This window comes from Solibaculum intestinale, assembly GCF_040096205.1.
In the GTDB taxonomy this organism is placed as follows: Bacteria; Bacillota; Clostridia; order Oscillospirales; family Acutalibacteraceae; genus Solibaculum_A; species Solibaculum_A intestinale.
Map to the genome: position 1 here is coordinate 1 of NZ_JBBMFD010000028.1, position 11276 is coordinate 11276.

9 protein-coding genes are annotated in these 11276 nt (G+C 51.7%); 3 read left to right on the forward strand and 6 right to left on the reverse strand.

What is annotated here, in order from left to right; all coding sequences use genetic code 11:
* Window positions 1–34: 34 nt before the first annotated feature.
* From WMO26_RS13650 to WMO26_RS11840, 4 genes are all read right to left on the reverse strand, one after another.
* Window positions 35–208, reverse strand: coding sequence for a helix-turn-helix domain-containing protein (locus WMO26_RS13650; protein WP_353963373.1), 174 nt, complete (start codon window positions 206–208; stop codon window positions 35–37).
* Between the two features lie 109 nt (window positions 209–317).
* Window positions 318–518: a hypothetical protein gene (locus WMO26_RS11830; RefSeq protein WP_494338192.1), complete on the reverse strand. Its 201-nt coding sequence runs from the start codon at window positions 516–518 to the stop codon at window positions 318–320.
* 83 nt (window positions 519–601) lie between these two features.
* The gene (locus WMO26_RS11835; protein WP_349220650.1) at window positions 602–892 is read right to left on the reverse strand and encodes a hypothetical protein; all 291 of its coding nucleotides are present in this window, start codon (window positions 890–892) and stop codon (window positions 602–604) included.
* Window positions 893–1421: 529 nt separating this feature from the next.
* Complete coding sequence (locus WMO26_RS11840) at window positions 1422–1934, reverse strand: hypothetical protein (RefSeq protein WP_349220651.1); 513 nt, start codon at window positions 1932–1934, stop codon at window positions 1422–1424.
* 1003 nt (window positions 1935–2937) lie between these two features.
* On the opposite strand from WMO26_RS11840, the gene WMO26_RS11845 reads away from it, so the two are divergent.
* From WMO26_RS11845 to WMO26_RS11855, 3 genes are all read left to right on the forward strand, one after another.
* Entirely contained in the window at window positions 2938–5826 is a 2889-nt protein-coding gene (locus WMO26_RS11845) for a glucuronyl esterase domain-containing protein (RefSeq protein ID WP_349220653.1), read from the forward strand.
* A gap of 383 nt (window positions 5827–6209) precedes the next feature.
* Window positions 6210–8741 carry an AMP-binding protein gene (locus WMO26_RS11850; RefSeq protein ID WP_349220655.1) on the forward strand — a complete coding sequence of 844 codons (2532 nt, stop codon included), beginning with the start codon at window positions 6210–6212 and terminating at the stop codon, window positions 8739–8741.
* Between the two features lie 149 nt (window positions 8742–8890).
* Window positions 8891–9532: an RpiB/LacA/LacB family sugar-phosphate isomerase gene (locus WMO26_RS11855; protein ID WP_349220657.1), complete on the forward strand. Its 642-nt coding sequence runs from the start codon at window positions 8891–8893 to the stop codon at window positions 9530–9532.
* A 120-nt stretch (window positions 9533–9652) separates the two neighbouring features.
* Here the strand turns inward: WMO26_RS11855 and WMO26_RS11860 are convergent, their stop codons facing one another.
* Together WMO26_RS11860 and pfkA are read right to left on the reverse strand one after the other, a co-directional pair.
* Window positions 9653–10063: a DUF3795 domain-containing protein gene (locus WMO26_RS11860; RefSeq protein ID WP_349220659.1), complete on the reverse strand. Its 411-nt coding sequence runs from the start codon at window positions 10061–10063 to the stop codon at window positions 9653–9655.
* A gap of 136 nt (window positions 10064–10199) precedes the next feature.
* Entirely contained in the window at window positions 10200–11168 is a 969-nt protein-coding gene (pfkA, locus tag WMO26_RS11865; RefSeq protein ID WP_349220660.1) for a 6-phosphofructokinase, read from the reverse strand.
* Window positions 11169–11276 lie beyond the last annotated feature (108 nt).

Consider the following 11276-nt stretch of genomic DNA (forward strand, 5'->3'; position numbering starts at 1 on the left):
CCGATCTCAGGCCGATTGGCCTGCCACCCTGCTTTCATTTGATAATCGTCTTTCCTGTGTTCTTCTGTATCCAGCTATCCAAGGCTTTTGCACTAATCAGATATTTCCCTCCCAGCTTCATCGCGGGAAAGCCGGGAACGCGGAGCAATTCATAAGTCTGCCGCTTGCCGCAGTTAAATATCGTCTGCAAATCCTTAATCGTCAACATTGTGTCCTCGAAAGTATGTACCTGCTTGTCCGTAGTCTCACCCCCATTCTACATTAGCTTCAATGATAGTATGAGGGATATTAAGGATTTAAATTGCTTCATATTTATTTCACCCAATTTGTCTAAGCAGATCACGCACGATACTTTCAATTCTCTCAATCTCATCTATTGGTAAAACCCCTGTATGCATTATGATATTACGAGACATTTCAATATTATCCATTCTTGAAGTTAACCATGCTTGATTAGGAATTATATCTGAAAAATCATCCCAATTCGCAATAATGATTTGCCCTAGATTGCCTAACATAGTGTAACCGATTTCTGTCGATGACCTATTTGAATGATATTTATTTTTTTCTTCCTGCTTTTTTAAATTATTAACGGAATCCTTTATTTTTTAGGAACCTTACATTCCCACCAATCTATACCATACCGTTCTGACATTCTTTCTACAATAAAATTCCTGATTGTGTTTTCAATGCAATATAGGGCAGTATACACTGATGACATACTTATGGCATCATTCCATACCCGGGGGCTAAAATCAGCTTGAACCACCCTATTTATAGGTGCATAATCCGTTGTTGCTGATACAGAGATACCTTCATTGTTTAGAGAGCCAAAGGAATCTTGAGTTAATAACGCATTGAGTACAAATTCCTTAAGTAATCGTTCACTCATATCTTACCCTCTCAGATTATTAGATTATCCTTTAGACTTTTAAAAATTGCGTTATAGACAGAAATATCAGTAGTAGCTGGTAAATGTATTTGAATATTTTACTAAAATAAAAACAAAAGGCATTTCTTGTGAATACGTGTGGGGTTGGATATCGGGACTACGCGAAAGACGCCAAAAAAGCACTAAAGGCAAAGGGCGTGTCCTGTCTGGGCAGCTTCCAATGCAGGGGTTATGGCACCTTTGGCGTGTTTGGAAAAATCGGCGGAATTGCAAAAAAGCATCCCAATGAAAAGAATCAGGAAAACGCACGGATATTTGCGTAGAATCTGATGTGAAAGTAAGCCCTGTTTTTGCCCGGCACTGTGCCAGGTTTCTTAGTCAGGAGGTTATGGTTCCCAAATATGCACAACCTTTTTGCTTGAAGGCCTTGTCAGGGAAGAGGCAATCGGACGGTTTGCAGGAAAGGAAGCCGCATATGCTGCGAATGCAACCGGTGACTAAAGATTTGGAACTTATCTCTGCCGTACAGTCACTCTATTTTAAAGCGTTTCCCAAGGAAGAACGAATTCCCCTGTAATTCCTTTTGCAGAAGGCTAAACGACAGGATGCGGATTTCTTCCCGTTCTTTGACGCAGCGGTGTTTGCGGGATTTACCTATTTTATTACCTATGGCAGCCTTACGGTTGTTTGGTATCTGGCAATGAACGGGACGCTCTGATCCAAAGGCTATGGTACGCAGATCCTCCGTTGGATTCGTGATACTTATCCAAATCACCGGCTGCTTTTGAATATCAAGGCGCAGGATCAATCTGCCGCCAATCGAGAACAGCGCGAAAGGCGCAGACGCTTCTATCTCGAAAACGGATACCGCCCCAGCGGTATCCGAATGAAGGAAGGCGGATAGTCTACGAAACGCTGGTCTGTGGCAGCGCCTGCAGCAGAAAGGAGTCTCTGCTTTGTTTCGAAAGTTCGCAGGTGCGTTGCGGCCTTTTTTCGTACGGCCCAAGCTGTTTTTTGGACGATGAGCTTCCGAGTGAGACATGTTAGAACAATCCGATTTGCGTTACGGTTTTTTTGACCGGGTATAAAAAAGAAATGCGGTGAAAATCCACAGCAGTTCCTCCGGTCACCATAAGAAGGAAGGATGCTTTGAAAAGGCGATGCAGATCCCAGCACCGCCCGCTGAGCCGGGTTAGGTAAAGCAGATAGGGTGAGTTCAGGCCGGGAGACCGGCACAGATATGGGAGCGATGGTTTTCGGCAGGAAATGGGATTGCGCTCATTACCGTGTGCTGGGAAACGCCGGATATGTTTTTGAGTTCTTCGAAAGGAAGGGCGTACCGGTTTTGGGTATTGCAGCGTTTTGCGCGGCGCTGCTTTCCCTAACGTGATGGGCGTTTACCTGCGCGGGCTTTTCGACAGCCGGGAATTTACCGGCGGCTTTCTGGAAATTCTTCTAGAGCCAAGAGACTCGCTCAGGGTAGCTATTGCCGTCTGGCAGATGCTCTTCTCAAAGGTCCGGACATGGGGAGTCTATTTCTTACCAGAATACTGCGTTTGCGCGGAGAACCTGCGGTAAAAACGGAAGCTCGTGATTGTGTCACAAGCTTCCGCTTTTTATTGAAACCAGCATATGTGAAACAGGTTACGGGGCTCTTTACCGTTTTAAAAATTGATGTGAAGATACGCTTTGGCTGAATATCATCATTTTATCAACCAAAAAAATTCCTATTTTTGATAAAACTATAGAAAAAATATCTAATAATCGCGATATATGCAATATTGTGAACCTTAATTGCAATCTATTATTTCCATAAATATGATAAAATAAATGCGCAAATGATGTGCGCCTATTTGTAGAAAGCGATAATGTTGTGCCGTATCGATAAAGATTCTATCCATCGGCCGATAATTCATTCATTTCAGGCAAACCGAAGCGTGCACATCGTTATGAATGCAGATTACCACGAAAGGGGGAATGAAGCCACTGGGGGGTAATAAGCCATAGCGTATTCATTTTTTAGGAAGAAAGAAGGAGAACGAAAGATGAAGAAGAACAAAAGCCGTGCAAAGATGCTGATTTCGGTCTTGTTGGCGTGTACCATGCTGCTGGCGGCGTTGCCCATGAGCATTTCGGCCGCTCCGACCACTGCTTTCCCAGAGCCTGCCGATTTGGAAGTTTATGATGAATTTCTTCCGGATCCGTTCCAGTTTTTGGACGGCAGCAAGGTAACCAGTACGGAAGAATGGGACAAGAGAGCGGAAGAAATCAAGCAGCTCGCCATGTTCTATGAGTATGGCGTCATGCCGGATACCAGCGGCGAGAAAATTTCCCATACGCTGAGCGACTGGACGGCGGACGACGCCACCAAAACTCAGAGCGCGACACTGACCATCAACGTCAAAAATGGCGATAAGACTGCAAGGCCGTTTACCGCTAGCGTTGTAAAGCCATCGGCTGAGGGCTCCTATCCGGTGGTTATCGTTTTTGGATGGAGCATCATGGGCTCCAACATCCAGACCATTGCACAGGCTGGATACGTTGTTGTCACCCTGAACACAGGGGAAGTGGCTGCAGATAACCCCACCAAGGAGGGTGCGTTCGGCGATCTGTATCCCTATGAGGAATCTCAGGTCGGTACCATCTGCGCTTGGTCCTGGGGCGCGAGCCGCGTGCTCGACGTGCTGGAAGAGGGTGCCGTAGACGGGGCTGACGCTTCCAAAGTAGCCATCACTGGCTTGTCCCGATTCGGAAAGACCGCCTTGGCGGCCGGTCTCTACGACGACCGCTTTGATGTGATCCATCTGGCCTCCTCCGGCGCGGGCGGCGCGGGCACCTACCGGGTTGCTTCCGATTTGGAAGACAACGTGTATCCTATCCCGCCTTGGCCCGAGTTCGGAAAATCTTCCACCTCCGACGATGGGACAATCGTTCCTGGTAACATGATCCCCCATATGCCGGGCAAGCCCACTGAGACCACAGAAATCATGCGGGACCTGCAGGGTCGGTTCGGTTACTGGTTCTGCGACAATTACAGCGAGATCACCAAGGAATATTCCGATCCCAAATACCTGCCCTACGACCATCATGAGCTGGTCGCAGCCCTGGCTCCGAGAGCGACGCTGCTCACCTTCGGCATCAATGACTGGTGGTGCAACCATGAGGCCATGTATGTTGGCTATTACGAGGCGTCCAGAGTGTATGATTATCTGGGTGTCGGCGATAAGCTTGGCATCCGTCCCCGTGACGGCGGCCACTATATGGCCAATGAAGATGTCCAGAGCCTGATCGAATTCTGCGACTACAATTTCCGCGACATCGAAGCGGAGAAGGATTTCAAAACCGTTCCCTACACCCCCGATCCTGCGTGGGATACCATCCGTGCGCCCGGTTCTCCCGATCAGGTATCCGGGCTTCGCAGCGTCAAGAACATCGTGGACGGACAGAATTCCAACATTCCGGTCACCATCCGTGCGGTCAATGAGGCCAACAAGAAGATCTGTGCCAGCCTCTTTATCGACGGCGTCCTGACCGAAACCAAAGAAGTGATTAACAACAAGGCCATGTTCGAAAATGTAATGGCCGATCTTGACAAGACCTATTACGTTACCGCTTATTTTGAGGGCGACGATCCGGCAACTGGCTTTAAGACTGATATCAAGGTCGTTTCCCTTGACGATGTCAATTCGGATTTCACCTTGGACAACGCTCCCGCTGATCTGTGGGGCGCCACCATCGACGTGGAACGAGACGACCAGACGGCACGTCTGAATACCGGCAATCCCTGCAACAACGGCAGATACGTTCTGCTGTTTAAGACCCGCGTTTCCCTTGCGAAAGAATATTCCATCACCTTGAACGGCGTGCCCTGTGATATCGAAGTCACCGATAACGATGCGGTGCATAAGGTAGGCATCACCATCCGGCCCAGAGAACCGGTTTCCGGCCCCCTGGTTGCGGAAGTCAAGGGCATTGTGTTCACGAACCTGTTCCCCGGCTATTCGTTCGACTTCCCGTCCACCGTCATCCGTGACATCTCCGGAAGAAGCGACGATGTGACCGAGCGCACCGTGACCTTCGATTCCATGGGCGGCAGCAACGTGGTTGCCCAGGCAGAGGAAGAGAATCCGCGCGGCTCTGTCCCGACAGAGGAGCTTGGCACTTACTTCTACCAGAGCGTAGCGGACGGCAAGACGGCTACTGAGCCCGCCACTATCCCGGTGAAGGAAGGCTTCACTTTCCAGTACTGGGCGCTCAATGGCGAGAAGTTCGACTTTGCTACTCCGATTACGTCCGACATCACCCTGGAAGCGGTTTGGAAGGCAGACGCCGCCGCTCAGGCAGACAAAGCCGTTTATCAGCCCAACGAGACCATCACCGTTACCGTGAATGCACCGGCAGGTGTGGAACGGGTTGGACTGCAAAGTGAAGCGGGCTATGGCCTGGTCACTTCCGGCGGCGATGCGCCGGTTATTCATGCCGACGGATATAAGACCTTCACTTTGACCTTGGCTCTGGGTTCTCTGGGCAGCCGTACCCTGACCGTTCTGGCGGCGGGCGAAGGCGAAGAGTTCGTGGCAACTGACGCTACCATCAGCTTCAAGGTGACCAACACTCCGGTGGCACCTGAGGCGGATCCGGAAGTGGAAGCCAAGGTGATTTCCGCGACCTATGCGAAAGTCGGGAAGATTAACAGCCCGATGGAATTCACCATCAAGACCTCCACGGCGGTAACGAGAGTGGCGCTGTTCAACGAGTCTGGAGCGGGCCTTGCGTCCACCTGCAGCTATGTAGATGAAAACGGCGTTCGCATCTGGACCATCCGTATGTCTTTGGGCACCGTAGGCCAGCGCACTCTGCATGTAAACATGGCGGGTGCGGACCGTGCCTTCGTAGATTCCGGCGAGACGGTAAGCTTCCGTCTGACCCGGTAATCCAACGGTAAACCGTTGCTTTGCGGCGGTATAATTGAAAGACCCGGGCCTACAGCCTGAAAGGGCTGTGGGCCCGGGTTGTTTCTATGGGATGTTCCCCTGCGAAATTGTTTGAATCGACGGGAAATCCGGAACCATTTTGTATAGATTGCGGAAAGTGGAAATCAAATGAGGAAAAAAGATTTACGAAAAAAAGAGAATATGCTATACTGATTCCTAATGATCTGCCCGGACGGTGCCAAAAACATACGAACTCCGGGTGGTTTCGCACCGCGTAAACGAACCGGTGCAAAGCGAGCACGCTTCTTTCTCTTGCTGATTGACGGAGATGGGGGCGTTCTTTGTTATCGTTGGAATCGGTGTTACCTGGAAGGAGAACAATCATGAAACTTGCATTTTCCACAATCGGCTGTCCGGATTTTGACTGGCCGGACATTTATTCGATGGCAAAGGATTTCGGGTTTCGCGGTATCGAGGTGCGAGGCCTGGGCGAGGAAATCTTCGCCGTGAAGGCTAAGCCCTTTTTGAAGGAAAATATCGAGGAAACCACCCGTCAGCTTGAAAAGCTGCATTTGGAAATTCCCTGTTTGTCTTCCGGCTGCGCGCTGCGCTTCGCCGACCGCATCGAGGAAACCATTGGGGAAATCCGGCAGTATATCGATTTAGCAGCCCGGCTTGGTACCCCGTACATCCGGGTGCTCGGCGACCTGACCGCCGCCCCGGTGGACGAGGTGGACGACGAGGTCGTGCTCGCGGCGCTCAAGCGGCTGGTCCCTTATGCGGAGGAAAAGAACGTCACTCTCCTTGTGGAAACGAACGGCGTCTATGCCGATACCACCCGCCTGTGCCGCCTGCTCGATCAGATTTGCAGCGACCGTGTGGCGGCGCTGTGGGACATTCATCATCCTTATCGCTTTGCTGGGGAAAGCCCGGAGCAGACGGTGCAAAACCTGGGCGCATACATCAAGCATACCCATATCAAAGACTCGGTAATGCTAGACGGCAAGGTGAGCTACCGCATGATGGGCGAAGGAGACCTGCCCATGGACGCGATTATCCGCGCGTTGCGGTCCATCAATTTTGAAGGGTATGTGACCATCGAATGGGTCAAGCGGTATGCTCCGGACCTAGAAAACCCGGGCATTGTGTTCCCTCAGTTCGCTCATTTTATGGAGCAATACCTGGAAGGGGAAAACGTACGCCCGCACCTGCAGGACAACAACCGTAAAACCGGCAAATATGTCTGGCCTAAGGAGCACTTGATTGACTTAACCTTCCCCCAGGTTCTCGACCGGATGGTGGAGGAATTCCCAGATCAGTATGCGTTTCGCTATACCGAGCTTGACTATACCCGCACCTATTCGGAATTCCGCGACGATGTGGACACCTTCGCCCAGGCGCTGATCGCCATGGGCGTAAAGCCAGGGGACCACGTAGCCATTTGGGCTACCAACGTGCCCCAGTGGTATATTACCTTCTGGGCCACCACCAAAATCGGCGCGGTGCTGGTCACAGTAAACACGGCCTATAAAATTCATGAAGCGGAATATCTGCTTCGCCAGTCGGACGCCCATACGCTTGTGATGATCGACGGCTACAAGGATTCAAACTATGTGCAGATCATCAAGGAGCTCTGCCCCGAGCTGGAAACGGCCCAGAAGGGCAAGCCTCTCTATCTGCGCCGGCTGCCGTTTTTACGCAACATCATCACGGTGGATTCCAGCCAGAAGGGCTGTTATACCTGGCAGGAGGCCATGGAACTTGCCGAAAAGGTGCCGCTGGAGCAGGTATACCAGCGCGCTGCTATGATCGACAAGCACGACGTGTGCAACATGCAGTATACCTCCGGCACCACCGGGTTCCCCAAGGGCGTCATGCTCACCCATTATAACGTGGTCAACAACGGCAAAGCCATTGGGGACTGCATGGATCTGTCCACTGCCGATAAGATGATGATTCAGGTTCCTATGTTCCATTGCTTCGGCATGGTGCTCGCCATGACCGCCTCTATGACCCACGGCACCACCATGTGCCCCATCACCGCCTTCTCGCCCCGCAAGGGACTCGACTGCATCAACCGTGAGCAAATCACCGCCTTCCACGGCGTTCCCACCATGTTCATCGCCATGCTCGAGCATGAGAACTTCGAGAAGACCGATTTCAGCCATATGCGCACCGGCATCATGGCGGGCAGCCCCTGCCCGATCAAGGTGATGCAGGATGTCATCGAAAAGATGCACATGGATGAAATCTGCATTACCTATGGCCAGACCGAGGCTTCCCCCGGCTGTACCATGAGCAAGACCACCGATTCCCTGGAAGACCGAGTGCATACGGTGGGAGGGGCTATGTTCGGCGTGGAATGCAAGATCGTGGACCCTGAAACCGGGGAGGACCTGCCCGACAATGTGGACGGGGAGTTCGTAGCCAGGGGCTACAACATCATGAAAGGCTACTATAAGATGCCCAACGCCACCGCTGCCGCCATCGATGAAAACGGCTGGCTGCATACGGGAGATTTGGCTCGCCGGGATGAAAACGGCAACTATAAGATCACCGGCCGCATTAAGGACATGATCATTCGCGGCGGAGAAAACATCTACCCCAAGGAGATCGAGGACTTTATCTATACCCATCCGAAGGTTTCCGACGTGCAGGTCATCGGCGTGCCGGACAAGCAGTACGGCGAGGAAATCATGGCCTGCGTGGTGTTGAAAGCGGGCGAGGAGATGACCGAGGCCGAGCTCAAGGAGTACGTGGCTTCCCACATGGCCAAGCACAAGACTCCCCGCTATGTGGACTTTGTGGACGGTTTCCCGATGAACGCAGCGGGCAAAATCCTCAAGTACAAAATGCGGGAGGACGCGGTTAAAAAGCTCAAGCTCCAGGCGGACGACAGCATCGAAACGGCTTAAAAAAGAAACCGGGAGGGCAGCGAGAGGGCTGCCCTTCCTTTTTTTCGAGTCCGCAATGTCGGCTTCTTTCCCACCGGACTCGGTTGACAAACGGCGGATTTCTACTATAATGAAAGCAATCGAATATTTAGAAAAGTGAGGCTAGTGCGATGAAAATTGCTCTGATCAATGAAAACAGCCAGGCGGCGAAGAACGAACTGATTTATAACACCCTCAAAGGCGTCGTGGAGCCCATGGGCCATCAGGTGTTCAACTACGGCATGTACACGGCTGACGACGCGGCCCAGCTGACCTATGTGCAGGAAGGCCTGCTGGCCGGTATCCTGCTTAATTCCGGCGCGGCAGACTTTGTGGTAACCGGCTGCGGCACTGGTTCGGGCGCTATGCTTGCCTGCAACTCCTTCCCGAACGTCATCTGCGGTCTGATTGTAGACCCGTCGGATGCGTATATGTTCGCCCAGATCAACGACGGCAACGCCGTTGCGCTGCCCTTCGCCAAGGGTTTCGGCTGGGGCGCGGAGCTTAACCTCCAGTACGTGTTTGAGAAGCTGTTCGAAGGGGAGAGCGGCCAGGGCTATCCCAAGGAGCGTGCCGTGCCCGAGCAGCGCAACAAGCGCATTCTCGACGATGTGAAGAAGATCACCTATCAGGACATGATGACCATCCTTAAGAACATCGACCAGGATTTCCTGAAGGCGGCCATCAGCGGCGAGCGGTTCCAGGAGTATTTCTTTGCAAACTGCAAGTGCGACGAAATGGCGGCTTACCTAAAAGAGGTCTTGGCGAAATAAGAAGGCAAAAGCAGTATTTCGGTACAATGGAACAAGGCGGGACGCATCTGCGTTCCGCCTTGTTTTTTAAGCGTTGTACCTGGAAAACGAGTAGTGTGTCCGCAAAGCATTTTTTGGAAGCTAAACCCGCCGCTGGCATTCGCTGCACCGCGAATCATGGATGGAAACAACGCCCCCGCATTTTGGACATGTAAATGTCTTCTTTTGCTGTTCCATAAATGCGGCCAACCCATTTTCTCTTACATATCGGCTATTTCCCATCAGACTTGCCCCATACCGGGTGGTATAACTTCTTTCCAGGTGCTTTATGAGTGCGCACGGATATTCCGTGCATTCATAGCAATACGCAACGGCTTTTTCCTTGGCGCAGATTTTGATCTTGCACTTGCGGCAATGCTCCGGCTTATCCACATCACTTTTGAAACAGCCCGCACACGGCTTCTTATGACAGCAATGCTTGTAGCACACCATGCAATTCATTCCACACGGGGCAAACATCGTGGCTTCAATTGGTTCAGGCGGCATAATCATGCAAGTACCTCCAGCTTATCATCTCGTAAAAGGTAATTTGAACTGCAATAGATATGAACTCCTTTTAGAGATCCACATCATCAGGAAATCTAAAAAATGCCCTTCGACTTTTTGCCGAAGGGCATCTCGCTTTGATTTAGATGCTGATATCGTGCGCCATATTGTAAAGGTCCATTTCAAAGGGCTTTTGCATACCCAGCGCTTCGGTGATGTCGTAATCGAGGATCTTCCCGTCCTTCATGGCGATCACGCGGTTGCCGATGTTCTGCGCCAAAAGCTCCACTGCCCGAAAGCCCATCTGGCTTGCCACCACCCGATCCTTGGCGTTGGGGCTGCCGCCCCGCTGAATATAGCCGAGAACGGTTTCTCTGGTTTCGATGTTGGTCAGCGCCTGAATCTGAATAGCCAGGGCGTTTGTGTTGCAGGTGCCTTCCGCCACCACGATGATGAAATGCTTTTTGCCGGTACCCTGGTAACTGAGGATGCGGCCCACCACGTCCTTTTTCAGATCATAGGGAACTTCCGGTACCAGAATGCAGGTGGCGCCGCAGCCGATGCCGCTGTGCAGGGCCAGATGACCGGTGTTGTTGCCCATCACTTCCACCACGCTGCACCGGTCGTGAGACTGGGCGGTATCACGGATACGGTCCACCGCCTGCATGCAGGTGTTGACCGCCGTATCGAATCCGATAGTATACTCGCTGCAGGCAATATCGTTGTCAATGGTGCCCGGGATGCCGATGCAGTTGATTCCCCGCTGGGACAGGTCTCTCGCGCCGCGGAAGGAACCGTCGCCTCCCACGACCACGACGCCCTGGATGTTGTTTTCCTTGCAGGTTTCGATGGCCTTTTGTATGCCTTCCTCGGTTTTGAACTCGGGAGAGCGGGCCGTATACAGCATGGTGCCGCCCCGATGAATGATATCGGAAACGGAACGCAGGTTCATTTCCATGTAATCGCCGTTGATTAATCCATTGTATCCGCGCATAAAGCCCAGCACGCGGAAGCCTTTGACAATACCGGTGCGCACCACCGCACGAATTGCCGCGTTCATGCCCGGCGCGTCGCCGCCGCTGGTCAGAACCGCAATCGTTTTTTCCGCCATGAATGATTCCTCCTGTAAAAACTATGTAAAATTTGTCCATGTCTTAAATGAATGGGGGCAAAAAGAAAACGCTTTACTAGCTATTATACACCAGCGCAGAATTTCTGA

Bases quoted from the DNA above. Each gene is read 5' to 3' on its own strand.
- WMO26_RS13650 (WP_353963373.1), bottom strand. From the start codon at position 208: ATGTTGACGATTAAGGATTTGCAGACGATATTTAACTGCGGCAAGCGG.
- WMO26_RS11830 (WP_494338192.1), bottom strand. From the start codon at position 518: ATGTTAGGCAATCTAGGGCAAATCATTATTGCGAATTGGGATGATTTT.
- WMO26_RS11835 (WP_349220650.1), bottom strand. From the start codon at position 892: ATGAGTGAACGATTACTTAAGGAATTTGTACTCAATGCGTTATTAACT.
- WMO26_RS11840 (WP_349220651.1), bottom strand. From the start codon at position 1,934: ATGTCTCACTCGGAAGCTCATCGTCCAAAAAACAGCTTGGGCCGTACG.
- WMO26_RS11845 (WP_349220653.1), top strand. From the start codon at position 2,938: ATGAAGAAGAACAAAAGCCGTGCAAAGATGCTGATTTCGGTCTTGTTG.
- WMO26_RS11850 (WP_349220655.1), top strand. From the start codon at position 6,210: ATGAAACTTGCATTTTCCACAATCGGCTGTCCGGATTTTGACTGGCCG.
- WMO26_RS11855 (WP_349220657.1), top strand. From the start codon at position 8,891: ATGAAAATTGCTCTGATCAATGAAAACAGCCAGGCGGCGAAGAACGAA.
- WMO26_RS11860 (WP_349220659.1), bottom strand. From the start codon at position 10,063: ATGATTATGCCGCCTGAACCAATTGAAGCCACGATGTTTGCCCCGTGT.
- pfkA (WP_349220660.1), bottom strand. From the start codon at position 11,168: ATGGCGGAAAAAACGATTGCGGTTCTGACCAGCGGCGGCGACGCGCCG.